Below are 23,205 nucleotides of genomic sequence, written 5' to 3'. Positions count from 1 at the left end.
GTTCATACAGTATCGATAATTTACTTATGTGAACAAAATAATCGCTACTCAAGGGTTCCGACAATGGATATCGCTTCATCACCGAAACAGCATTTCGCTAAGACGATCTTAGCGCAAGGTGAAGAAATCTCAAGTCGTCTGGATAACCTGCGTCAGCGTAAGTTTCCTCCTCACGCTCAGAAAAATTTACGCCAATTTTCGATCGCTGAAGTTTCAAACTTCATCGGCGTATCTCAAAGCTATATCAAGAAATTACATCTTGAAGGTAAAGGCGGCGTTGAGCCTGAAACCTCGGCAACTGGTCGGCGTTCTTACACAGCTCAACAGATGCACGATCTTCAAAATTATCTTGAGCGCTCACCTCGCCGCAGACCTGGTGATCCTTTGAAGGTTATCTCTGTAGTCAATTTTAAAGGTGGAAGCGGCAAGACGACTACTGCTGCTCATTTAGCCCAACACCTGGCGCTGACTGGTCACAGAACTCTTGCTATCGATCTCGATCCACAGGCTTCTCTGACTGCTCTGCACGGCATCCAGCCAGAACTTGATCGCAATCTTTCTTATTATGACAGCCTGCGATATGATGACGAACGAAAACATCTTTCAGAAGTCATACAGAAAACCAACTTCCCACTACTCGACATCGTTCCTGCAAATTTGGAACTGCAAGAATACGAGTATGATACCCCGCTTGCTATGCAACAGAATCCTGCTGCAGGCAGAACCTTCTATACCCGTATCGGGGAAACACTTGCTGAAGTTGACGACCAATATGATGTCGTCGTTATCGATTGCCCTCCGCAGCTTGGTTATCTGACGCTGACTGCTTTGACAGCATCAACATCAGTTTTGATCACTGTTCATCCGCAGATGCTCGACCTCATGTCCATGAGCCAGTTTCTGCTTATGCTCGGCGGCATTCTGACAACGATTGAATCAGCTGGTGTCAAAGTTGAACTGGATTGGTTCTCATATCTCGTCACTCGTTTTGAGCCTACTGATATTCCGCAGGCGCAGATGGTTGGCTTCATGCAGTCTATGTTTGTTGAGCAGATGCTGAAGAATTCAATGGTAAAATCGACAGCTGTATCGGATGCAGGTCTCACTAAGCAGACAATGTATGAAGTCGAAAGAAGCTCAATGACGCGCTCTACCTATGATCGCGCTATGGAATCTCTTGAAGCTGTCAATTCAGAAATCACACATCAAATCCACAAATCCTGGGGTCGTAGTTGATTGTCAGCCGTACACTTTCCAAAACGGCAATGAAAACAACTAACTGAAGCGAAATGGATATAAAAATGGCACGCAAAGACATCTTCTTAGACCTCACCTCTCCTGCTCCGGAGCGCGATAAGGAAAGTGGATCTTCTAACTATGCGATGCGGGGTGCCACCAAATCCATGCTTTCGTCTATTGGTGAATTATCAGCGCAGGCCGCTCGTGCAGACAGGCTTCTGGAAGGTGCATCTGTTGTCGAACTTGATACAAACCTCGTTGACACTTCGTTTGTGTCTGACCGCATGTCTGGAAGTGATGAAGCCTACACCGAACTCCTCGAAGCTATTCGTGAACGCGGACAAGACACCCCAATTTTAGTTCGTCCTCATCCTGAAGACGAGAACCGCTATATGGTTGTCTTTGGGCATCGCCGTTTACGTGTTGCTAAAGAACTCGGAAAGCCTGTTAAAGCTGTCATCAAGAAGCTGGATGATGCCGTTCATGTAATCGCACAGGGACAAGAAAACTCTGCACGAGACAACCTGTCTTTCATTGAAAAGGCCGTCTTTGCTCAAAAGCTTATCGATCTCGGATATGAACGTGAAGTTGTCCAAGCCGCTCTTTCGACCGACAACCCAATGCTTACCCGCATGCTGTCAGTAACTAAACGGGTTCCAGCTTCCATCATCGAAGCTATCGGATCAGCAAAGAATGTAGGCCGTGATCGTTGGATTGATTTCGGAGCGCAGTATGAGAAGGCAGGGGAGGGGTGCCTTGGCGACTTAATCACTTTACCTGAATTCACTGCAATTGAGCAATCAGATGACAAATTCTCAAAGGCTTATGCGCTTCTAAAAGCCGCGAACAAGCCCGCTCCGAAAAAGAAGAGACTGGAGACTGCGGCAAAGTCCTGGAGATCCAAAGATTCATCAGTTGCGTTCTCGATGAATCGGAAGCCTAAGAAGACATCAATCGAGCTAACTGACGCAAATGCAGGAGAGTTCGGTGACTTTATGTCTACCCGTTTGGACTCTCTGTTTGATGAGTTTGAGCAAATGAAAAAAACACGAACCGGAGACTAAACCGCAAAAGAAAAAAGCCCCCAAGACGTTTCCGTCGTGAGAGCCTTTCAAAAGTCTAAGCACCTTCTGAATCGCATTTCTCAGAAACGTTGTCAATGATTTTAACGACATTTTTGGCGTGCTGGACTCTTTTGCCTAAATTTAGAGGGCAAGGAAATGCAAATTCTGGAGGCTGTCACGGCTGCATTACGCAGTCGAATGACTCAACGCGTCTCGACATCTGAGCCATCAGGTGAGGGCATAAAGAAATGGGAACTGTATCGGCATCTCTGCATCGCAAAGGCTGACTACAGCCTGAACGACCGTTGTCTGACTGTTCTCAATTCTCTGCTGTCATTCCTTTCCGATGACACAATCACATCGAAATCAAAGCTCGTTGTTTTTCCATCCAACAAGCTGATTTCGCAGCGCGCGCATATGATGCCTGAATCCACATTACGTAGACATCTGACATCATTGATCGCCGTAGGTATTATCACACGCAAAGACAGTCCAAACTTTAAGAGATACGCGTACAAGAGCAGGGAAGGGGAGGTCGAGCTGGCATTCGGTTTCGATTTCTCACCGTTCTTTGCAATGGCATCTGAAATTAAATCTGCAGCAGACCGCATTCTTGATGAACAGAGAGTTGTGAAGCGCTTGCGTGATGAAATCTCGATCACAGCAAGAGAGATGGCAAAAAACTTCACAGATGCCGCGGTAGACGGCTCTGACAGCCGTTATATGCAATTCCGCGATGTCGTCAATTCAATCCCTAGAAAGGCTTCTCTGAATAAATTGAAGGCGATTAAGGCTAATCTCGAAGCCGTTTTTTCAGAATTGGCTATCACACTGAAAAATATCAATAATGCTAAAGAAATGAGCGGCAATGGTGCTCAAATTGAGCGGCATATAGAGTCCCTTACTGAACCCCTTTTAGAAGAAAAAGATAATTTTTTAAACGTGAAAGAGATGACATCTGAAGCTGCTGATCAGAAATCGGATGCCTCAAAAGCTGGAACCATTTCTCTTGATCTCGTTCTCAGAGCTTGTCCTGATATCAGTGCTTATTCACCAGCTGGCATAAAGAGCTGGAGAGACCTCACAGATGTTTCAAAGCTGGTTTCGGGATTTCTTGGAATTTCACAAGCTGCTTATATCGATGCTGTTCGGATTTGGGGCATTGAGAGCGCTTCAGCGGTCATTGCTGGCATTCTTCAGAAGAGCATTGGGATCGTGTGTCCTGGTGGGTATTTGCGGTCTCTGGTGCAGAAGACGAGGGCAGGGGGCTTTTCGGTGAGCGAGATGCTGATGATTGAGTTGAGAAATCGGGTTTATCAGTGAAGTCGATTTTGCGTTGAGCTTGCTAACGATGATCTAAAGTGTAGTCTGATCAACATCACTGGAAAAATAACGGGGCGGGATATGTCTGATATCATCAAAACAGAAGTCGAACACATCAAAGCTAAGATTGAAGATATTAAAGCTAAAATTCATGCTCGCGCTGAACAGCCAGATCATGAACGAGAACAAGAAGATGCAGCAATACGTATGCAGCTGAATGATATGGTCGGCCAAATTAATGCAATTCTTCCGCATTGAAATTGTCGATAATGATGGCGGTTAAGCTGCGTTCTGCGAGAATTAACTATTGAATAGTCATCTAAATTGACATGCTTCAGGCCGCAGTGTGAAATCAGATTGCTTGGACATTAGACAAGGGGGGATTGAATGCGTAAAATTGGATTGTGTTTGATTGCATTGATGGCCATTTCAGGATGCACATCAACTGAAAAAGATCTCAGCATCGGTACAGTTGCAGGAGCTGCCGTAGGTGGTATCGCTGCCGGCGGTGAAGGCGCACTCATTGGAGCTGGCGTAGGAGCTATCGGTGGACTTTTGGTTCGTGACCTCCGAAACGGTAACTGCCAATACCGTAATAGCAGGGGTAAAATTTACACTGCACCTTGTAAGTAACGAAACTTACGTTGTGTATTGGAGCGGTAGCTCGGGAAAATTGCACAGCTAAGATAAGTGGCATTTCTGCTTAACTTCGGCTTAGATGCCAAGAAGCGGAGATACCATAACGAGATGCCGCAGCCCAAAGCATAGCCCAGCTTTTAAGGCAAAAGTTGGGCTAGCTGCGATAAGAGGCGAGCCGTATTATCCCAGCAGTTTGACGTGTATCCACGCCTACAAAGCGTATTCGCAGTGCGAACTGGCATCTGCCAATTTGGCCCTTTACAATAGCCGACGCTCACATTGATCGCTTGACCGGCAAACACCGGCGCATTGCATTAAAAAATCCCCTTCTTATCAGGCTCTTGAACGTCTTTCCTTTCCATGGGGAAATCGAACAGGATTTTTGGCCATAGACTTTCATGCTGTTTACTATGGCAAGACGTATTGAAGGGCTGAGGCTAGAAATTGCCCGTTTAAGTCATTGTCAAATGCCCGATTACATTTGACGCTGGGTGGTTCCGAGCATTGATGAGGCATTATAGTGCGAGTGGTAATGATAAAACACAGGTAGTTTTGGTGGCTGTCACATTGTTACTTGGAACTGGAAAAATGCTCTGTGATGACCATGATGAGGGTCTCGTAGAGTTCAGCATTGTGAGCGGTGCTGATGGTCAGGATATGACCAGGCGTGGCAAGATGTGGGGGAACAAAAAGGCCGTTGTGGCTGCAATGAGTGCAACGAAGATAGTGCTTATCCTGGCTGACTCTGATGAAATGCTTCTCCTCGATGTTCGGGATCTGGATCGTGACGGTGGCGCGTTTTTCACGGTTTTACAAACTGATCCGGTGTAAGTCACACGGCCGTAAACATCAGTTGATCACGTGGTCGAAGATAATCGATTTGAACTCCGAATTCAGTAAAATCGGGATTTTGCGGAAAAATCAAGGTTTGAAGAGATACTTCGAGGTTGGGGGAAAGTTCCTTGCCGTACAGTCAGCCAGAGAGGTTGCATGAACCAGGGGCAGCGACCACTATGCGGAACAAATGGAACAAACTGGACAAATGAGAGTAATCGCTTTATATTGAGCTGCAGTAATATGGAGTTTACCCATGGCTAGTCCAAATATGCAGGCCAACCAGAGTGGCCGCACTGACGTAGCAGATCGTGTCACCAACAAAGTCACAAATGCTCTTAAAGGTGATAAGGCATTTGAGGCCGGTACGCTTGCGCTTTCGGCACATATTGCTGGAGCTGCATCGGCAGCCGTTCTTGACCTTCCGCTAGAAGCACGTCAGGAACTTCGGAAGCGTCAGGCCGAGTTGACGCAGGGTATCAACCGACTGATTAAATCCTTTGGCAATAAATCGAGTTTCGGCAAGATTAAGCTCACGAGACCTGATGGTTTCGAACCCTCCAGGGGGGAGGGTCTTGGTGCGGTCGTGTCCGAGGAAGAAGGACAGCGACTGCTCGATGAAATCGCTGTTGCCCGAAAAATTGAAGACTGGGCCGGAGAAGCTATAGGCGCAACTGAGCTCAGTCGCGACTATGGTATCGCGCGCTCGACGCTCCATAGGTGGCAGCATTCTAATGAAGTAATTGCCCTTCTGAAGGGGACTAAAAAACATGTCTATCCGACGGAACAGTTTATTGATGGGCATCCTGCAAAAGGAATTTCCACCATTATCGATCTGATCGGCAGTCACCGAATTGCCTGGCTCTGGTTGCGTCAGCCGAATCCGGTGCTGGGCGGACGTAAGCCAATTGATCGCCTCAAGCAGGATCGCTTTGATGAAGTGGTCGATGTTGCTCGTGCATATTTCGATCCGCACTAATGCTCGATCCACACATACTTCAGCAACTCGCCGTTCGAGTAGATGTCACCAATTATGTGCGCATTCTTCCGCGCATTTTTGCAGCATCACCATTAGGAATGGGGTTTGGTCTTACGCGTTTTTCTAGTTCGAAGAATAAATTCCAACTGCTCTACCTTGCGCAAAATCCGATTACCGCGGTCGCGGAGACAATAGTACGAGACAGGTTTGAAAAGACAACGGACCGGATCCTTCTTCGTGAAGAGCTTGATCGCTATTCAATTGCCCTGATCCGTAATCCAAGACCGCTATTTCTGCTCGATTTGCGCTTTGAGGGTGCCAGCTTGCTAGGAATATCAACAGATACGGTGCGTGCAAAAGCGCAGGCGGCAGGTAGACGGTTAAGTCAAGAAATCTACGATCGTACCGAATTCGATGGCATCATTTATATGTCACGTATTACAAACAAGGAATGTGTCGCGGTCTACGATCGGGCTGTTGATCCCAACCTCGCAACCGACGCTTCGGCCTTGAACTTAACAATGTTATCAAGCTTGAGTGATATTTTCGAAACGTTGTTCGTGACCTTAATCGCAGAACCATAACATACGATATTCAGACCGGCTGAAAGCTTCAGCACGTTCAGCTGCGCCAGATACCAAATTGCTGGTGCGTCAGTCGGTCCGCGGTCCAGCCGCCATCGAAGGTCCATTTGATGGTGCGATGTGCCTGCCAGGATTGCTGGAAGCCACCCAGTTAGCAGAGAATGAAGGGGCAATGGCGCACATTATCGCCTGTTTCGATGATACCGGGCTTGACGCTGCCCGGGCGCTCTCGCACCGGCCTGTGATTGGCGTCGGAGAAGCCGCTCTTCACTTCGCAAGCCTTGTTGCGCAGGAATTCTGTATTGTCACTACACTGTCCCGCTCTGTTCCCGTCCTGCGAGCGAATGTATTGCGCTACGGCTTCGAGCGCCGATGCCCGCAAATTCTTGCAAGCGATATTCCCGTGCTCGATCTGCACCGCCCTGAGAGCGGCGCCAAAGAGAAAATCGCTGAGCTCATCGAACTAGCAGTTAATAACGGCGCAGAGGCTGCCATCCTAGCCTGCGCCGGGATAGCCGATTTCGCAGCAAGCTTGCAAAAGAAACTTGGCATCCAGGTGATCGACGGGGTGAATGCGGCTGTACGTATGGCTGAAATGCTTGCCAACTCCGGGCATAGCCCCTCAAAGCGGGGTGGCTGGGCCTATCCCGTACGGGCGGCAGAGTTTCCGACAATCTAGCGACGCGGCGTTTCCCTTTTGGGCGTCGATACATCATCGATAAGCTCGACCATATGGTCGATCCTGCGGAAGCGTTCTGCGCTGAGATCATCCAGCCGGGCTGCAACAGACCATGTCAGGTAATCTTTTATCGTCACAGCTGCTGGAAAGGAATTGAACGGTGCCAGCGAGTGACAACGGCAACGTATAACGTGATCGGCAGCTTTTGCGCTCTCAGATGCACTTATGTCCGTGATCAGCACTACTCCACTTCCGCTTGCGCGAAGCTCGTTCAACAGAAGGGCAAGTTTGCGTGGGCGGCGACGAAAAGAGAAACAAATCACCAGGTCGCCTTCATGGATACCTGATAGTTCATGCGCCATTGATGTGCCTGTTGCGGGCAGAACGCGAACGTCTTCTCTTATTAGGCTGAAATAGTGGGCTGCGTAGTGTGCGAGGCCAAAACCATTACGCATGCCGACAATAAAGATTCTCCCAGCCTTGATACAGCGCTCGTAGATCGCTTCCAACGTTTCCTGAGGAATGCCATCGGCGGTTGCCCTGATATTGTCCATATTCGTCTGGACCACTATAGCCAAAGAGGGTTCATCGTTTGCATTTTGTGCTTTATCGATGGCTCCGCCCTGAGGCGATCCCCAATGGGAGGCCTCGCGGATTTGCCGTTTAGCTTCCGGATACGATGAATAGCCAAGCGTTCGAATCAGCCAGGCCGCAGTTGCCGAAGAGACCCCGCCTTTTGTGCCAACTCACCAGCAGTGTAGAGCCCCAAATCCATCTGATGCTCGAGCATGACGTCCGCCAGACTGCGCTCCGAGGGAGTTAGGCCCGAATATACTGTATAGATTCATGCCTCCAACGATTTTGTCGATTGAGCAGTTTGCATAAGCAATGATCCATCTCCAATAAGTTCAGATTCCATCTCTGTGATTTGATTGTCGGGAGCAATAAGGCAGAGAGGGTACGTGTGGCGAGCTTGACGTGATAAGAGCTATCTTCGTGTGGTGTCTACGAGAGTCAGATTTAGCAGATGGCGGAAAGCATGCCTGCCCTTTAAAGAAAAAAGGGTGGCACGGAATGCATTCTTCCAAAGAGAGGCGACGCTACCCCGCACGTCAAGACTACATGATTTTGGAAAAGCGGTTGTGTTGCAAAAATTTGATTTGTTTTGAGTTCCTGAGTTACAAGTTGGCCACACACCGAATTTATGGGATGCAGGTACAGATATATTATATTCCGCGTCAGTACCAAAGAGGTGAATATATGGCTCGTTCGAAAGACGCCGTCTTCACGATGAAACTCGAAAATGAACTTCGTGATGCGTTTATGGCAGCTGCCGATGCTGAAGACCGCCCTGCTTCGCAAATTGTTCGCGAATTTATGCGCCGATTTGTAGCGGAGCGTAAGCTTGCAGCGGAACTTACTTCAGTCACGCCTGAGTATAGGGAATTTCTAGAAGCTAAGGTTATGAAAGCTCGCTCTCAGATGAAAGAGGGTTTAGGCGTGCCAAACGCTGAAGTTTCGGCTCATTTTGCTAAGATGCGGGAACAGCTTGCGTGACAGTTTATTGGCTTCCGGAAGCCATAATTGACCGCCAAGAGATATTTGACTACGTTTCAACTCGTAATCCTGCATCGGCTATTGGGTTAGATAATCGTTTTGAGAAGGCCGCTAAAGATCTTGAGTTCTTTCCTGACATGGGTGCACCCGGCCTAATGCGGTACTCAGGAGCTCTATCCCCACGCGAACTATCAGCTCGTTTATGAAGTTCAGGGATCTGACGTCTTCATCCAGGCAGTCGTACACCGGGCACGTCAGTGGCCGCCGATTAGTCGGGGTTAGCTGACTTAGCCAAAGTCTTTGGAAATCGCTTGGTGGCTAATTCACCTAGCGCTTTCCAATCGACATCGGGTGGTGGCTCCTTCGTCCTGTCGTCAGATGTTTTTTGGGCATAGTACGTGAGTGATAAGTCACGCATGGCAAGCATAGGACACGGAGAAGATGACAAATCATAGCATTGGCGTCGACATTTCCAATTCCCATCTGGACGTTTAAAAGAGAACCGCCCAATATGGGCATGGGCGGCATAGCACCCGCACAGAAACTGAGAATGGCTACGTGAATTCCATCCAAAAGCCCCATTAAATGAGTGGGCGCTGCAGTTAACCGGGGCTTGATTACCGCCATGAAACGTCGAGATTTTTTGTTCGGAGCCGCCGCCATTGGCGTGACGGCTCCCTTACTGTCGAAGGCCGCCATTTCACCGCTGCACGCCGCACCGGCCGCGCCGCAGAATGCCAGGATTGCCCGGTTAGCGATTTTTCCGGCCATCGGCTTTTCGCGGGTCGGCAATTCGCCGCAATGGTTTGCCGCGCCGGAAGTGCCCGGTTTGCTTGATGAACCGGAAGGCGGGTTTAAAGATGACGCGGGTCGGCTGAAAAAACAGGTCCAGCGCTTCCGCATCTTTGCTTATGACGATCAAGGTCGCGTTATTCGCGCGCTTGGAGCCGCTGATGGCATTGAGTGGAGTGTGCATGTCGCCAACAGCAAGGCTGCTTGGTATGGATTTTCCAATGCGCTGGACCGGGACAGTGATGCGCCCGGCATTGCCGAACCGTTGCGCAATGCACCGGTCCCGATGGATCAGCGTGCCGGCATGCTGATCATTGATCCGGGTGTGGTGACAATTTCGGGTCCGTCCCGCAATACCGCCGGTGATGATGCCACCTGTCGTATGGCGGGTAAATTCTGGCAGCGTATGGATGTTACGCTTGGCCATTTGCGCACCGATGATAATGCCCATTTGCTGGTCTTTCCGGGCGATGGTGTGTCGCGCACTGCTATCGAACAAAACCCGGTCCGCGATTTTACTAATAATGATGGCTGGCATGATGACTGGTGTGATGGCTGGGTTAAGGCCAGCGTAGTTATTGACGGTGTGCGGCATGATTGCGACCCGGCCTGGGTTGTGAGTTGCGGACCGAAATTTGCGCCGCAGCTGGAGCCGATTGTAACGCTCTATGATGCGGCGCGCAGCGCCATGGAAAAGCTTGGCCAGATGGAGCCGCCTGCCGACCGGGTGTCGTTCCGGCGCGACGTATATCCGATCCTGCGCCGCACAGGCAGCCTGCAATGGGTGGCAGCAGCTTCCTTCCTGGGGGCTGCCTGGACCGACATCGAGGACCTATCCGACCTTGACGTGCTGGGCCGGCTTAATCAGGCGACCCCGGCGGCGCAACAAGCGCGCGAAAAAGTGGTTGCTGCGTTTCGCAAGCCGGGCGGTGAGGACCGCCGCCCTGATGCTCTGCCCAAAATGCTTGGCGATGGTGTCAATTACCCTGACAGCGCCCATGCCTGGCTGACGCTGACCAATAGCCAGTACCACACGCTCGAACTTTGGGCGGCTGGCAATTTCGACGATGATCTCGATGATGCGGAGGCCAATGCTGTACTCCGCATTGACGATTTGCCGATCGAGTTGCAGCCGGAGGCACTGACCCGGGCCGCGTTGGATGCCTGCTCGGGCGGCGCCTTTCATCCGGGCGTCGAGATCACCTGGCCGATCCGCCATCCGGAACTCTACCTGGGTCGCAATGAAACACCATTGCCATTCCGGATCGCCATTTCGTCGCGCCCCGGCCTGGTGCAAAATCTTGGCCTGCAGCTCAATCCCGTCAATGTGTTCGCCGGCAATGCTGCGGCGCCGCACGATGGGGCACCTATTGGTGCGCAGGCTCCCGGCGATCTCACCCGCTGGATGGGCGTGCCCTGGCAGGGCGATGCGTTCAGCTGTCAGGCAGTGCAGACCGCCGATGGTTTCCCCACCCCGGTATGGTGGCCAGCCCTGTTACCGGTCGATGTGCTACCCGAAGCTTTCTATCGCCAGTTGATGCGCAGCGATCTCAGTGATGAGGCGCGGCTGCGTTTTTATCATAGCCGGGTGGCCTGGGCGCGCGGGGCGTCCGGCATCGGCCTGCACGTTGAGGCCGGTTATACCGATGGCCTGCGCCGCATGATCGAATTGTGGACGCGCATGGGTGTATTGGTGCGCCGCCCTGGTCCGGCCGGACTGCCGGGCGTGCCGGAAAATCTCTATGTAGAAGTGCAGCGCGGTTCCATGGATCTTTATGCCGGCAAATAGCACCAGGCAGGCACGAGGTTGATGGCATCGGTCATTGTCGCGGGTGACGGGGTCGCTGGTATGACGGCTGCACGCTGGTTGCAGTTGCAAGGTGTTGCGGTCACGCTTATCGCACAATCGGCCAAAATTATCAGTCGCGGCGAGACCCTGTCGCCGCGCGCCCTGCCGCTTCTGCAGCGGCTTGGCTGGGATACGCTGCTTACGTCGTCACGGGCACTCGCGAACGAGGGACGGTTTTCGGTATGGGGCGATGACCGACTGCGCAAAGCCGATCTATCCGGCGAAGGGACGAGTTACCATATTGACCGGGCAGGGCTGGAAATGCAGATGGCGAAGGGGCTTGCCAGTGTTGAGCGCTGCCACAGCAGCGTCCAGTCGATCCGGCACGAGCCCGAGGGCGTGACTTTGCGGCTTGCCAATGGTGAAATCCACCGGGCTACCGTGCTGATCGATTGTAGCGGTCGTGCCGCGCTCAGCAGTGGAGACCGGGCTAACCGCCGCCGTCTCGACCGGCTGGTGGCACTGTGGCGGGTTTTGCCGGTGGCCGATGACGTGGACATGGCACCGGTCACTCTGGTGGAAGCAACGCCATCCGGCTGGTGCTATTCCGCTCCCATGCCCGGCCAGCGCCTCATCCTTGCGGCTTTTACTGATACGGATCTGGTTCCTTCCGGCGCAGGCCGCACGGCGCGCCCATGGAAGGCACTGCTGGCAGCTGCACCTGCGACGGCGCAGAGGCTCGCCAGCCTTGCCACGGATCTGGATGATTTGCCGCCGTCACTGGCAGCGGCCTCGACGGTTATTTGTGAAAGGCTGCTGGAAGGCCGTATCATCCGGGCTGGCGATGCGGCAGCGGCTTTTGATCCACTGGCTGCCAATGGACTGGTAACGGCATTTTGGAGCGGCATGCAGGCGGCCGATGCAGCAATTGCCCTGCTCAACGGCGACAAGACCGCTGCACAGCGTTATGAGGCGGCTTTTCTCGATGGACTGGCCACCACGCTGATGACGGGTCAATCGCTCTATGCAAACGAGCGGCGTTTCAACGATCAGCCGTTCTGGGCCAGGCGGCACTGACTGTTGAATGCCACCACCATTCGAGAGTGGATAGTGCTCGTCACAGGGCGCTGTTACAAAATGGGTCTGCTGGGATGGACGCCCCACGGACGGCCTTGATGTGGCAAAATAGGTTTCTTAAGCACGGTGTTGTCACGTTAAGTTTTTTTGGCCGGAAATCTCAGCGGCTCGTAGATCTTCAGGCGACACAGGCCGCAAGTTTCGTGCGATCTGAGGTCCGAACCTTGCGATCCAACGACGAACTGTTTCGTTTGACACGTCAATGCCGCGCTCCGCCATCATTTCCTTCAGACTGCGAAGCCACCTATTATAAACCAGATATCATCGAAAACACAGCAGGATGACAGATTTATCAAAATGGAGACCCTTGAACATCCGAAATACTCAGCTGATCAAAAGCCAGGATACTATCACCTCATCCATTGACGGAAAGTTTGAAACACAACCGTTGGAAGTTGAGTATAGAGATTTATTGAAAATGTATCTTCAAAACATAACATCAGTCTAACTCAGCGCGAGGCTTCATGGCACCGGTCATCAGAGCAACTGCATCCGACATCGAATATTCTTTTGGATCCACCACTGTCAATCTACGACCAAGACGATGAATATGGATGCGATCAGCGACTTCAAACACATGCGGCATGTTGTGTGAAATCAGAACAATCGGCATGCCGCGCGCCTTCACGTCCTGGATAAGCTCCAGAACGCGACGAGATTCCTTCACACCAAGCGCTGCGGTTGGCTCATCCATAATAACAACCTTGGAGCCAAAGGCTGCAGCGCGCGCGACAGCAACACCCTGACGCTGACCACCTGACAGTGTCTCAACCGCCTGACCAATATTTTGAATGGTCGTCAGACCAAGTTCGGAAAGCTTTTCACGCGCGATCTTTTCCATCGCGCCACGATCCAGCATGCGTAGCAATGAGCCAAGTGGACCTTTACGGCGAATTTCACGCCCGAGAAACAAATTATCCGCGATGGAAAGTGCCGGAGAAAGAGCAAGGTTCTGATAGACAGTCTCGATACCCGCTTTGCGCGCTTCCATTGGCGAATGAAAATTAATTGGTTTGCCGTCAAGCATGATCTCGCCCTCGTCAGGGCGTACAGCACCTGACAAAGCTTTGATAAGCGACGATTTACCTGCGCCATTGTCACCGATGACGGCGAGAACTTCGCCCGGATAAAGGTCAAAATCGGCATGATCAAGAGCGGTGACGCGTCCATAGCGTTTGACAAGACCACGTGCAGAAAGAACAGGCGTAACGGAGGTTTTCATGCGGCAGCCTTTCTAATCCACTGGTCGATAGCAACGGCAGCGATAATAAGAACGCCAATCAGCAAATAGGTCCATTGCGGATCAGTTCCCCACAGGCGTAAGCCGAGTGAGAAGACGCCAACAATCAGCGCGCCAAACATCGTGCCGAGGATGGACCCGCGTCCACCGAAAAGCGAAATCCCGCCGATCACCACGGCTGTGATAGATTCGATATTCGCAAACTGCCCGGCGGTCGGCGAGACAGAGCCGAGCCTTCCGATCATAGCCCAGCCAGCCAGTGCGCAGATGAGACCCGCCAATATATAGACCGACATCAGGATTGGTTTTACGGAAACGCCCGATAGTTTCGCCGCTTCCGGATCGTCGCCTATAGCATAGACGTGGCGTCCCCAAGCCGTATGGTTGAGAACAAACCACAGCAGCAAAACCAGCAAAACCATGGCAATAACACCATAGGTGAAGACCGCACCACCAACGCGAATACTCTCACCAAAGAATTGCAGTATCGGAGCTTCAGCAGTGATTTCCTGCGCGCGAATGGTTTCATTCGACGAATAAAGGAAATTCGTTGCCAGAATGACTTGCCACATACCGAGTGTGACAATGAAAGGCGGCAGTCGGACATAAGCAATCAAAAATCCATTGATAAAGCCGCAAAGCGCGCCTGTTGCGAAACCAAAGAGAATGGAAAGTTCAGCTGGCAAACCATAGCGGAACGTAAATTGCCCCATCACGACAGAAGACAACACCATGATCGCACCAACAGACAAATCGATGCCCGCAGTCAGGATCACCAAAGTCTGTGCCGTTGCGATGATACCTGTAATCGCAACCTGCTGAAGAATGAGCGTCAATGCAAAAGCTGAAAAGAATTTTCCGCCAAGCGTAATGCCAAAAATAAGCAAGGAAATAACAAGCACAATCAATGGCACAGCTGCTGGATTGTGATGCAGGAAATGCCGCAGGCGATAGAGAACAGAGTGATCGCCAGCATCGAAAGATGCGACATCGCGCACGCTTTCAGACAGCGACTTCTCATATTCTTGCATTGATGATTTTACGGAGGTGTTTGTCACCTGAGGCTCACTCATGTCTATCTCCTGCTTAATTGCGCAAGAGCATCCGGCAAAAACTGCCGGATGCATTCAATCGAGAAGCCTTTAGCCCCAGCATTTACCGAGAGCCGTTTTGGTGTCGATTGACTCCACACCTTCAACCGGCTTGTCAGTGACGAGTGCCACGCCCGTATCAACGAAGGTTTTGCCTTCCGTTAGTTTAGGCTTTTCTCCGCTATCCGCGAACTTTTTGATCGCTTCAATGCCAAGTGCAGCCATCTGCAACGGATATTGCTGTGACGTCGCACCAATTACACCTGCTTCAACATTCTTGACGCCAGGGCAGCCACCATCGATCGATACGATCAGTACGTCTTTTTCGCGGCCTACCGCCTTAAGCGCTTCATAGGCGCCGGCAGCGGCAGGTTCGTTGATCGTGTGTACGACATTGATGGTCGGATCTTTCTGAAGAAGATTTTCCATGGCGCGACGGCCGCCTTCCTCATTACCATCCGTCAAATCACGACCGGCAATACGTGGATCATCTTCGTCGCCGAGCTTGGTTTTGTCCTTCGGATCAATACCAAAGCCTACAGCAAAGCCCTGATCGCGCAAAACATCAACGCTTGGCTGCGACGCGGTCAAATTGAGAAAGGCTACGCGTGCATCTTTGGCCTTATCGCCAAGCGTTGCTGCAGCCCATTTGCCAACCAGTTCACCGGCAAGGAAATTGTCTGTTGCAAATGTTGCATCTGCGGCATCTGCTGGTTCAAGCGGCGTATCGAGCGCGATGATCAGAGCACCGGCTTCGCGCGCTTTTTGCAGTGCAGGTACGATACCCTTGGTATCGGAAGCCGTAATCAAAATACCCTTTGCACCATCTGCAATACAAGTTTCCACCGCAGCAACCTGGCTCTCGGAATCGCCATCGATTTTGCCCGCATATGTCTTCAGATTAACGCCAAGCTCTTTAGCTTTCGCTATCGCGCCTTCCTTCATCTTGACGAAGAAAGGATTGGTGTCAGTTTTAGTAATCAGGCAAGCGCCAACATCGGCGGCATTGGCTGGACCAGCCACAGCAGCAGCCACACCAAGCGTAAAGGCAGCCACGGCTGCCGAGAGAACTGTCTTCTTCATAAACTCCTCCCAGAGTGAAACCGGTTCCTCTTCCCCCGGCGTGACCAAAGCAAAACACGGCTTTGCAAGAGAGTCAATTAATAAATCCACTTGATTTATTAATCTGGTGTGTCACTCTGTCGAGGGGGAATTCCACTTAGTGTTTTTTGTTCGCGCACATGGAAATCAGCTAAGTTGATGTTTTTATTTAACATGTTCTAAAAAGAACGCTTTTTCCATTGCCTCGAATGAGATAGGCAAACTCAAGTTAAATATCCGGGACACTGGGAGAGGATATGGTCAGGCACACTTCAGAACGTGGAGCTGAGCAACGCGGCGATCTCGCCGCCGCAGGACCAGCTTTGCCGCAATTTGCGCAAACAGAAGCAAATATTGATCGTGGATCCAATCAGATCGGTGTCCGCGCTTATAACGAGCGTCTTGTGCTTGCCTTAGTGCGCCGACACGGTGCAATGGCGCGTGTCGACATCGCTCGGAAAACCGGCCTCTCCGCGCAAACAATTTCAGTGATTATTCGCGAACTGGAAAAGGACGGACTTATCACGCAAGGTGAACGCGTACGTGGACGCGTCGGACAACCGTCCATGCCTATGCGACTTGCCGCAGATGGCGTTTTCTCATTCGGCCTTAAGATTGGACGCCGAAGCGCTGAAATAATCCTGATGGATTTTCTGGGCCAAATACGCCAACGACGCCACATCACCTATGCTTGGCCTGTTCCCGATAAAATCCGCAGATTTGCTTTCGATAGTATCGATGAATTTACTGCCGCGCTTGATGCAGACAAACGCGACCGTATTGCAGGTCTGGGGATCGCACTGCCTTTTGAGCTTTGGAACTGGGTCGAGGAAGTGGGCGCACCCGCCGCCGATATGAACGCCTGGCTAGATGCCGATCTGATCAACGATTTCGGTTCATCTCTGCCTTTTCCAGTCTTTTTGCAAAACGACGGTACAGCCGCCTGTGGTGCAGAACTAACTTTCGGACGCGGACCTGAATTTACGGATTTCGTTTACTTCTCAATTGGATCTTTTATAGGTGGCGGCGTTGTGCTGAATAACACGCTCTATCCCGGCAGAACCGGCAATGCTGGCGCTCTGGGTTCCATGCCGATACGTATGCGTGAAGCAGACGATACGCGTGAAGCAAGCCAGCTCATTGATACAGCATCGCTTTTCGTTCTTGAACGGATGTTGCGCGAACAAAATATCTCGTCTGAAGATTTATGGTTGTCGCCAGAACAGTGGCCAGATTTTGGACCATTGCTTGATGAATGGATTGCGTTGGCGGCACGTGGACTGGCACATGCCGCAGTTGCCGCCACAACGGTGATTGATTTTCCCGCAGCGATTATTGATGGTTGGCTGCCCACGGATATCCGTCAAAAAATTGTAGAGGCAACGAAAATTGAGCTCAGGCATATCGATCTGCAGGGTATTTCAGCACCTGAAATTCTTGAAGGGAAAGTCGGCGTTCACGGAAAGGCAATGGGGGCTGCCAGCTTGCCGCTCTCTCATCGCTATCTATTCGATCAAAGGGCAGTGTTACTTTAACGAGAGTGCCGAGGTCACTCATTCTTTGACGCATCTTTTGTGCGAATTCTCAGCCAAATTGGGAAGTTTGTAAGGCTTTTTGCGGGACAGAACACTAGACAGCCTGGAGTTACAACACCTCTATGTCCGGGATCGCTCCGATTAAAAATCGAAAGAGGGTCCAACCGATGCCATTGCATCGAGAAAGATATCGATCAAGGCTCCCAGCAGCAGGTTATTGAAGGTACAGGCTGCAGTCCTTTATGGCGTCTCGTTGGGACAAACTATTCTGAACGTCAGGCCGCGGAGGGATGGCAGTTCGGCTGTCACCTCACCCAATCATGTGCACCTAAGCGACAGTAACGCAGCAGAAATAAAAATTCCGACAGAACCTGTATGGGTACGGAGCATGCCTCGACTGCTATTGTGTGGATTCCTCAGAGACCAGGGACCAGTCGCCTGGTGCTATTGGCGGTCTCTGACCCAGAAGGTCAGGGAAGCGGGCTTTTCGATCAATAGGCTTCTGTTTTCTAAAATGAAGGCAAACCAAGCATTAGGCCCGGCATGAGTGCGAAACATTTCTTGAATATTGCTTTTAAAATAGCTCGGGACTCGTCGTCGGAATGGATTTTCTGTTTAGTTTGGGAGAGCTCATATAGCGCCGAGGAAAAACCAGGACTATCGTAGAGGTAGTTCATGCATTCCTACGAATACTGGATGCGAGTGGTTGCTCTCTACATGAGGTTTGACAAGCGTGCGAAGGCAACTATTCGCCAGCTGGGCTATGCACGATGTTGTAGCATTCAGCAATCAGTCCACACATGGGGCAATGTACTTCGCTCTCCTTCCATAGTTTGCGGACGGACATCGATTTTTATGAAACCGAAGAACTCAGTGTTACTCATTGATAGTTCTGGCTATCAGCGTATGGTCATAGTGTCGTCACCGACGAATTTCCGTAGGCAGTGGCGGTTGTGGGATAATAGGTGCTCTTGCCTGGTATCAGGAGGAGCGTTTGAGGAAAAACCATCTTGCCCGTGATGTTTCCGCCGACCAATTTGATGGCCTTCGGTCTTTTTTCTAAATTGACGCAGAAAGATTTACGCCTTGTGAGCGGTTGCGATTAAATATAGCTGAAATGGCTATTTGGCTTGCCGTTGAAAGCATGGAGGAACTTTTTCCAGTCAAACCGACGTGCTTCCTGAAGACGTTCTACACAGAGCCGTCATTGCAGCACTCAATGTTCAGGCTAAACAGCACGCGGAAAGGAAGAATAATTCCTCCCATTGATAGTCATGGGGATGCTCGAGCTAACTGATTTAGCCTGTAGAGAAATCCGGACTGCAGATATCTTACTAAGGTTCCTCTAAACGACGTACCAAGGCCTTTATACCATGAGAGCCAGCACGCGACGTATTTCGCGCAAATCGCGTGCTGGAAGGAATAGTCTGGTCGAGATTAGGACGTTTAAATTTTCCCAAGGCGTTTGCGCAATTCCGCGTTCTCTGCGCGAAGCTTCTCAGCAAGCGCGTTGCGGAGCTTAAGATTTTCTGCTTCCAGGGCTACCAAAGTGGTGAGATCATCACCTGTATTCTTTGATGCAGGGGTGGACGATGCTTTACCGACAGCGTTCTTCCAATTGTAATAAGTCTGTTCACTCACTTCAAACTGCTGCAACGCGGCTTTAAGGGTGGTTGCTCCATCTTTGATTGTTTTTTCGATTGAAGCGAGAATAGATGTTCGCTGAGCTGGTGTATATTTCTTACGCTTGCTCGCAGCAGGCTCTGTTGTATCGGCATTTGATGCAATCACAGATTTGCTGGTGACTTTTGGTGCTACAACGGCTGGTTTTACTTCTGCCTTCTTTGTTTTTGAAACTCTGGCTTTCCGCGTAGCGCTTGCCTTTGGCTTATCTCCCGCGGGACCAGCATTTTTGATTTCAGTTACAGCGGAATTTGTATCTGCGATTGTTTCATCAGCCATTTAATGTTTCTCCGGTTTTATTAATCGGGCATTTCTCGATGGTATAGATTACAGATCTATGATAATTATGAGAATATCATCAAAATGATTTAAATCTATCTAATCAGGATACCTGATCATGTAGCATTTTGAGTTGGTGGTTAGTGTGGCAATTTTTCGAAATAATTTTCAAAATCTGTGCTTAGCGATCAGAGATTTATAAAATCAATTTATCTTTAGCGGAGTCATGTAAAACGGTGAAAAATCCAGTTCGCAATGTTGTCGTTGAATATAAAAATAAGCGTTCGCGCAAGGCAAATGGATCCTTATGGGGAGACCTTGATTTAAAATCGATTTCTCGTGAAGTCGAAACGGTTCTCCCACAGTCCGAGGTCAAGGGTTCAGCCCATTCTGATGTTTCTGAGTCGCTTGTAAACAAAGCGAAAAACACTGTTTGGGTTGATTTGCCAGTGATCGTGGCGGATGAGAAGTTTGAAGACGATCAAACCACAAGCGAGCCTGATGTTGTTGAAGCTGTAGAGTTTGAAATAGAGGTACCTGTTACGCATCCGTCGCCAAAAGCAGAGCCTTTTGAAAGCCCGTCCATCGAGCATAAAAATCCATCTGTTGAGAGCACAGGGATTGCCACCTCTCAACAACACCATAAAGTGACAACACTTTCGGTCACAGATATGGATCTGCGCACTGAACTAACGTTTCTGGAAAGTGAAAATGTTTCTTTGAAGAGAGAGCTGATTACCAAACTGCGTTTAGAGAATGAAAATTTGTCCGCGATGCTCGCACGAATGAGGCGACGGACAGCACATGAGACATAAGGCCGTCCCGTTCGGCCCGACAATTCCAGTGAATTCGTACTTATCGCGCAAAGATGACAAAAGTTCCTCGCGCTCGGGGTATAAATAAGCGATCATTCATTAATATGCTGGCTGCCGTTGTTGTTGGCATCCAAAGTTTTCTGGTACAAACACGGAGGTTGGTTGATGGCGAAATCTTGGGGAGCTCGTATCGTTGGGCGTCTGTTTGGCTCGCGATCGCACAAGAAAGCTGATGCTGAGGGAAACGAAACGCCCACTCTCGAGGATTCAGTCAAAGATAGTCTTCTGCAGCACGATTCAGAGCCTTACGAGGCGCTGTCAACCAAAGACAGTGAAAAAGACCTGAATCAATTTGAGCCAGAGACTGGCGATGAAGCTGCACCGACCAAAAGTCCTTCAGAGGCTCAATTGAATGTCGGCAAACCAGATACGGGTGAGATCCCAACCCTATCTGAAGAGCCGGGGAAAGAAAACGCAGACGAGCCCTTAACACGATTAAGCAATTCCGCACCAATGCCAAAGCCATCCCCGGTGCAGGTACACAAATCCCAAAATGGACCGCTGCTTGATAAGGCATCAGGAGTGGGCGTGGGCCCAGCAACCGATGAAACGTCCGACGGGAAAAGCGTCATCAGCAATAGTGGACGGAGGCGCAAACGTGATCATGGTGCGCAGAGGAAGGTTGCAAATGAGGTTCCAACAAAAGTACCTGCTAAAGCAGACATTAAAGCGCTCACTGATTTCAGGCTCGAAACTAGCGCAGATGAACTGGCATCCACTAAAGATACGGTGAAGGCTAAGAAACTGTCACCTCACGGGGATCTGCCCAGAGTCGTGCAGGAGAGAGAAGAGAAATCAGCAGCCCCTAAAGCCAAACTTTCAGCAATGAAACGCTCTCACACACAAAAGCCGAAGGCTATGGACGGACAGGTGACAGATGAGGAACTGGCAGAACTGGAAGCAGAGAATGCCCGGCTTAAGCTTCTTCTGCACGAAAAGCTTCAATCTAACGCTTTGCAATCATAAATAAGGAGCAGACTTTTTCGACAAAAATAGCGCGGTTGCTCAGGCGGTGATCTGCTACGTTTCCTGCATGTTTAAGCTCGGAAAGCAGCGCTCCGTGCTCAAAATTTTTGTTGTAAAGTCAGTCAACATCAATTTAACCATATAAAGTTTATATACTATGCTAATCATGTTTGGCTCGGATTTGATCGAAAACATTTTTTGCGAACTCAAACTGACGCGCTGTTCCACGCCCCATTGAGTTCTTTCCCAAAGTTTCTGTCAGAATGCCGCGTTGAACGAGCTGGTCCATGGTTTCAAGGACTCCACCGCGCGTCATACCCGTAATTTTTATGACGGATGCCAGTGTCAAAGGCTCATGTGCCTGATGCATCATGTAAAGCACATTCAACATACCAATTTGTTTGATGCGCGACTGAGGAGTCTCATCCTCTAGCGGCTTTTCCAGGATTTCCTGAACGCCAAAAAGGGCGAGGGCCTGATTTTGCCATCGTTCACTTAAATTGCTTGCCATTCTTTTAACTATCAATTATTTGTATAGTATGGCGTTGCGGCACATTCATATTCGCGAACGTGTCCAGCAGCAATTCGGAGGATGGGTGGCATGATGAGCTTTCTCTTTCGCTGTGCAATGGCAGTCTTCGGGTTTGGTTCATTGTATCTCATATCTGACCAAACGGCTTATGCCGATAACTGGGGTTGTGAGGTTATCCTATGCTTATCCAATCCGGGTGGGCCAATGCAATATACACAGTGCCGCCCACCAGTACAAAAACTATGGCGCGAACTTGCAAGAGGAAAGTCGTTCCCAACTTGTAGCGGTGTTGGATTTAAGGCATCGCGCCCGGGCTATGATCCGTTCTACTGCAATGGGAGTTACCGCCTTACCATTTCACATTCAGATCGCGGGCGGAAAGCGGCCTGTGTTTCCAGTTCCAGGCAGATCTTGAGCCGAAGCCTCTGCCGGCAAGATCGCAACGAGCAAAGAAATAGCAGTAAGCAATTGTCAGACGCGCAATGGCAATCGGTCAATGGCCAGCTGCGATGCATGGGCTATACGACGGCCCGGCCGCTGGTACGTGAACAGCCAAACTATATTGACGTCACGATTGACGGTGCTGGCAAACAGCGGGTGTGGTTTTGATGATGTCCGAACCATTTGTTGATCTTGCACAAAGCTGCGCACCCATGATCGCTGTCGAGACGCTGGCTGGCATTGTCAGTCTGGAAAGCGGCTTCTCACCGTTTAACATTCGCACTGACAGTGACTTGCCGCTTAAAACGCAACCAGCTTCGAAATCCGAAGCAGTACAAACGGCCACAGAGCTTGCCGCTCAACACCAGGATATACAACTCGGCCTTTCCGGGCTCCGTATTGAAGATCTGGAAAAGCTAAACATGTCAGTCTCCGACGCCTTTGAACCATGTCTTAATTTGAAAGCCACGGCGACCCTTCTCAAAGGCTACTACCGATTTGCGATCAGACTTGGCGATGATGAAGCGCAAGCCCAGACAAGCATGCTGCAATCGTTCTACGGTCAGGGAGATCCCTCTTTGGGTGCTGTTGTCAAATATGACAGCCAGGTCAAACATGAGATCGACCGTTTGAAACCGATAATGACAGAATTAGTCGTGAGCGCGCCTTTGCATGGCGACGATCAGATGCACTCTGCTGCCGTGCCGGGCATGGCCAGCGATATTGCGGCTGAAAATTCCATTCAGCCGGAAGCCACAAAGCCAGCATCCCCTTCCTGGGATGTGTTCAATCGCCAGTGGCAATCTTCGATCCTTGTTTTCCAGAATAAGAATGGAGCAAATTGAA

At 50.4% G+C, this 23,205-nt stretch carries 24 protein-coding genes and 1 pseudogene; 18 read left to right on the top strand and 7 right to left on the bottom strand.

Annotated elements, in window-relative coordinates; all coding sequences use genetic code 11:
• The first annotated feature begins 63 nt into the window (after positions 1-63).
• The 9 genes from repA to WH356_RS22665 all read left to right on the top strand — a co-directional run bounded on the left by repA (position 64) and on the right by WH356_RS22665 (position 7,341).
• Positions 64-1,236, top strand: a complete 1,173-nt coding sequence (gene repA, locus WH356_RS22710) for a plasmid partitioning protein RepA (RefSeq protein ID WP_339514942.1) — start codon at positions 64-66, stop codon at positions 1,234-1,236.
• A 65-nt stretch (positions 1,237-1,301) separates the two neighbouring features.
• A complete protein-coding gene (gene repB, locus WH356_RS22705) occupies positions 1,302-2,303 on the top strand; it encodes a plasmid partitioning protein RepB (protein WP_339514940.1) in 1,002 nt (333 codons plus the stop codon).
• Between the two features lie 156 nt (positions 2,304-2,459).
• Positions 2,460-3,626 (top strand): plasmid replication protein RepC, encoded by a 1,167-nt coding sequence (gene repC, locus WH356_RS22700; protein ID WP_339514938.1) that lies wholly within the window; start codon positions 2,460-2,462, stop codon positions 3,624-3,626.
• Between the two features lie 81 nt (positions 3,627-3,707).
• On the top strand, positions 3,708-3,884 hold the full coding sequence (locus WH356_RS22695) for a hypothetical protein (RefSeq protein ID WP_339514936.1): 177 nt from the start codon (positions 3,708-3,710) through the stop codon (positions 3,882-3,884).
• Between the two features lie 129 nt (positions 3,885-4,013).
• Entirely contained in the window at positions 4,014-4,259 is a 246-nt protein-coding gene (locus tag WH356_RS22690; RefSeq protein WP_339514934.1) for a YMGG-like glycine zipper-containing protein, read from the top strand.
• 561 nt (positions 4,260-4,820) lie between these two features.
• Positions 4,821-5,096 carry a hypothetical protein gene (locus WH356_RS22680; RefSeq protein WP_339514932.1) on the top strand — a complete coding sequence of 92 codons (276 nt, stop codon included), beginning with the start codon at positions 4,821-4,823 and terminating at the stop codon, positions 5,094-5,096.
• A gap of 259 nt (positions 5,097-5,355) precedes the next feature.
• Positions 5,356-6,078 (top strand): antitoxin Xre/MbcA/ParS-like domain-containing protein, encoded by a 723-nt coding sequence (locus WH356_RS22675; protein WP_339514930.1) that lies wholly within the window; start codon positions 5,356-5,358, stop codon positions 6,076-6,078.
• The gene (locus WH356_RS22670; RefSeq protein WP_339514928.1) at positions 6,078-6,662 is read left to right on the top strand and encodes an RES family NAD+ phosphorylase; all 585 of its coding nucleotides are present in this window, start codon (positions 6,078-6,080) and stop codon (positions 6,660-6,662) included. The genes WH356_RS22675 and WH356_RS22670 overlap by 1 nt, the downstream gene beginning before the upstream one ends.
• A 1-nt stretch (position 6,663) precedes the next feature.
• On the top strand, positions 6,664-7,341 hold the full coding sequence (locus WH356_RS22665; RefSeq protein WP_339514994.1) for an aspartate/glutamate racemase family protein: 678 nt from the start codon (positions 6,664-6,666) through the stop codon (positions 7,339-7,341).
• Here the strand turns inward: WH356_RS22665 and WH356_RS22660 are convergent.
• On the bottom strand, positions 7,338-7,895 hold the full coding sequence (locus WH356_RS22660) for a MurR/RpiR family transcriptional regulator (RefSeq protein WP_339514926.1): 558 nt from the start codon (positions 7,893-7,895) through the stop codon (positions 7,338-7,340). The two genes, WH356_RS22665 and WH356_RS22660, sit on opposite strands and share 4 nt — an antisense overlap.
• 520 nt (positions 7,896-8,415) lie before the next feature.
• Between WH356_RS22660 and WH356_RS22655 the strand changes: the two genes are divergently transcribed.
• From WH356_RS22655 to WH356_RS22645, 4 genes are all read left to right on the top strand, one after another.
• The gene (locus WH356_RS22655; protein ID WP_339514924.1) at positions 8,416-8,898 is read left to right on the top strand and encodes a hypothetical protein; all 483 of its coding nucleotides are present in this window, start codon (positions 8,416-8,418) and stop codon (positions 8,896-8,898) included.
• Positions 8,895-9,104: a type II toxin-antitoxin system RelE/ParE family toxin gene (locus WH356_RS24160; RefSeq protein ID WP_421566548.1), complete on the top strand. Its 210-nt coding sequence runs from the start codon at positions 8,895-8,897 to the stop codon at positions 9,102-9,104. Before WH356_RS22655 ends, WH356_RS24160 begins: the two co-directional genes overlap by 4 nt.
• 419 nt (positions 9,105-9,523) lie before the next feature.
• A complete protein-coding gene (gene goxA / locus WH356_RS22650) occupies positions 9,524-11,479 on the top strand; it encodes a CTQ-dependent glycine oxidase GoxA (RefSeq protein WP_339514922.1) in 1,956 nt (651 codons plus the stop codon).
• A gap of 21 nt (positions 11,480-11,500) precedes the next feature.
• A complete protein-coding gene (locus WH356_RS22645; RefSeq protein ID WP_339514920.1) occupies positions 11,501-12,556 on the top strand; it encodes an NAD(P)/FAD-dependent oxidoreductase in 1,056 nt (351 codons plus the stop codon).
• 207 nt (positions 12,557-12,763) lie between these two features.
• Here WH356_RS22645 and WH356_RS22640 read toward each other — a convergent pair.
• From WH356_RS22640 to WH356_RS22625, 4 genes and pseudogenes are all read right to left on the bottom strand, one after another.
• Positions 12,764-12,874: pseudogene (locus WH356_RS22640) on the bottom strand (IS6 family transposase); the annotation flags it as partial.
• A 181-nt stretch (positions 12,875-13,055) separates the two neighbouring features.
• Entirely contained in the window at positions 13,056-13,838 is a 783-nt protein-coding gene (locus WH356_RS22635) for an ATP-binding cassette domain-containing protein (RefSeq protein WP_339514918.1), read from the bottom strand.
• The gene (locus tag WH356_RS22630; RefSeq protein ID WP_339514916.1) at positions 13,835-14,929 is read right to left on the bottom strand and encodes an ABC transporter permease; all 1,095 of its coding nucleotides are present in this window, start codon (positions 14,927-14,929) and stop codon (positions 13,835-13,837) included. The genes WH356_RS22635 and WH356_RS22630 overlap by 4 nt, the downstream gene beginning before the upstream one ends.
• A 69-nt stretch (positions 14,930-14,998) precedes the next feature.
• Entirely contained in the window at positions 14,999-16,030 is a 1,032-nt protein-coding gene (locus WH356_RS22625) for a sugar ABC transporter substrate-binding protein (protein ID WP_339514914.1), read from the bottom strand.
• Positions 16,031-16,305: 275 nt separating this feature from the next.
• Between WH356_RS22625 and WH356_RS22620 the strand changes: the two genes are divergently transcribed.
• Positions 16,306-17,583, top strand: a complete 1,278-nt coding sequence (locus WH356_RS22620) for an ROK family transcriptional regulator (protein ID WP_339514912.1) — start codon at positions 16,306-16,308, stop codon at positions 17,581-17,583.
• Positions 17,584-19,029: 1,446 nt separating this feature from the next.
• On the opposite strand, the gene WH356_RS22615 is transcribed toward WH356_RS22620, so the two are convergent.
• Positions 19,030-19,545 carry a transposase gene (locus WH356_RS22615; protein ID WP_339514910.1) on the bottom strand — a complete coding sequence of 172 codons (516 nt, stop codon included), beginning with the start codon at positions 19,543-19,545 and terminating at the stop codon, positions 19,030-19,032.
• Positions 19,546-19,781: 236 nt separating this feature from the next.
• On the opposite strand from WH356_RS22615, the gene WH356_RS22610 reads away from it, so the two are divergent.
• Positions 19,782-20,360, top strand: a complete 579-nt coding sequence (locus WH356_RS22610; RefSeq protein ID WP_339514908.1) for a hypothetical protein — start codon at positions 19,782-19,784, stop codon at positions 20,358-20,360.
• 165 nt (positions 20,361-20,525) lie between these two features.
• The gene (locus WH356_RS22605; RefSeq protein WP_339514906.1) at positions 20,526-21,386 is read left to right on the top strand and encodes a hypothetical protein; all 861 of its coding nucleotides are present in this window, start codon (positions 20,526-20,528) and stop codon (positions 21,384-21,386) included.
• A 160-nt stretch (positions 21,387-21,546) separates the two neighbouring features.
• Here WH356_RS22605 and WH356_RS22600 read toward each other — a convergent pair whose 3' ends face one another.
• Positions 21,547-21,897, bottom strand: coding sequence for a transcriptional regulator (locus WH356_RS22600; RefSeq protein ID WP_339514904.1), 351 nt, complete (start codon positions 21,895-21,897; stop codon positions 21,547-21,549).
• 90 nt (positions 21,898-21,987) lie between these two features.
• Here WH356_RS22600 and WH356_RS22595 point away from each other — a divergent pair, with 90 nt between their 5' ends.
• Both WH356_RS22595 and WH356_RS22590 read left to right on the top strand, forming a co-directional pair.
• On the top strand, positions 21,988-22,527 hold the full coding sequence (locus WH356_RS22595; RefSeq protein ID WP_445253721.1) for a hypothetical protein: 540 nt from the start codon (positions 21,988-21,990) through the stop codon (positions 22,525-22,527).
• 2 nt (positions 22,528-22,529) lie between these two features.
• Positions 22,530-23,204 carry a type IV secretion system protein VirB1 gene (locus WH356_RS22590; RefSeq protein ID WP_339514990.1) on the top strand — a complete coding sequence of 225 codons (675 nt, stop codon included), beginning with the start codon at positions 22,530-22,532 and terminating at the stop codon, positions 23,202-23,204.
• Position 23,205: the final 1 nt, after the last annotated feature.

The sequence above is a fragment of the Ochrobactrum sp. MYb379 genome, from assembly GCF_037479515.1.
In the GTDB taxonomy this organism is placed as follows: Bacteria; Pseudomonadota; Alphaproteobacteria; order Rhizobiales; family Rhizobiaceae; genus Brucella.
Note: the sequence above shows the minus strand (reverse complement) of the source record. Positions and strands in the feature narration are given on the sequence as shown.

Coding starts and splice junctions, on each gene's coding strand:
- repA (WP_339514942.1), top strand. CDS start 64: ATGGATATCGCTTCATCACCGAAACAGCATTTCGCTAAGACGATCTTA.
- repB (WP_339514940.1), top strand. CDS start 1,302: ATGGCACGCAAAGACATCTTCTTAGACCTCACCTCTCCTGCTCCGGAG.
- repC (WP_339514938.1), top strand. CDS start 2,460: ATGCAAATTCTGGAGGCTGTCACGGCTGCATTACGCAGTCGAATGACT.
- WH356_RS22695 (WP_339514936.1), top strand. CDS start 3,708: ATGTCTGATATCATCAAAACAGAAGTCGAACACATCAAAGCTAAGATT.
- WH356_RS22690 (WP_339514934.1), top strand. CDS start 4,014: ATGCGTAAAATTGGATTGTGTTTGATTGCATTGATGGCCATTTCAGGA.
- WH356_RS22675 (WP_339514930.1), top strand. CDS start 5,356: ATGGCTAGTCCAAATATGCAGGCCAACCAGAGTGGCCGCACTGACGTA.
- WH356_RS22670 (WP_339514928.1), top strand. CDS start 6,078: ATGCTCGATCCACACATACTTCAGCAACTCGCCGTTCGAGTAGATGTC.
- WH356_RS22660 (WP_339514926.1), bottom strand. CDS start 7,895: ATGGACAATATCAGGGCAACCGCCGATGGCATTCCTCAGGAAACGTTG.
- WH356_RS22655 (WP_339514924.1), top strand. CDS start 8,416: ATGCATTCTTCCAAAGAGAGGCGACGCTACCCCGCACGTCAAGACTAC.
- goxA (WP_339514922.1), top strand. CDS start 9,524: ATGAAACGTCGAGATTTTTTGTTCGGAGCCGCCGCCATTGGCGTGACG.
- WH356_RS22645 (WP_339514920.1), top strand. CDS start 11,501: ATGGCATCGGTCATTGTCGCGGGTGACGGGGTCGCTGGTATGACGGCT.
- WH356_RS22635 (WP_339514918.1), bottom strand. CDS start 13,838: ATGAAAACCTCCGTTACGCCTGTTCTTTCTGCACGTGGTCTTGTCAAA.
- WH356_RS22630 (WP_339514916.1), bottom strand. CDS start 14,929: ATGAGTGAGCCTCAGGTGACAAACACCTCCGTAAAATCATCAATGCAA.
- WH356_RS22625 (WP_339514914.1), bottom strand. CDS start 16,030: ATGAAGAAGACAGTTCTCTCGGCAGCCGTGGCTGCCTTTACGCTTGGT.
- WH356_RS22620 (WP_339514912.1), top strand. CDS start 16,306: ATGGTCAGGCACACTTCAGAACGTGGAGCTGAGCAACGCGGCGATCTC.
- WH356_RS22615 (WP_339514910.1), bottom strand. CDS start 19,545: ATGGCTGATGAAACAATCGCAGATACAAATTCCGCTGTAACTGAAATC.
- WH356_RS22605 (WP_339514906.1), top strand. CDS start 20,526: ATGGCGAAATCTTGGGGAGCTCGTATCGTTGGGCGTCTGTTTGGCTCG.
- WH356_RS22600 (WP_339514904.1), bottom strand. CDS start 21,897: ATGGCAAGCAATTTAAGTGAACGATGGCAAAATCAGGCCCTCGCCCTT.
- WH356_RS22595 (WP_445253721.1), top strand. CDS start 21,988: ATGATGAGCTTTCTCTTTCGCTGTGCAATGGCAGTCTTCGGGTTTGGT.
- WH356_RS22590 (WP_339514990.1), top strand. CDS start 22,530: ATGTCCGAACCATTTGTTGATCTTGCACAAAGCTGCGCACCCATGATC.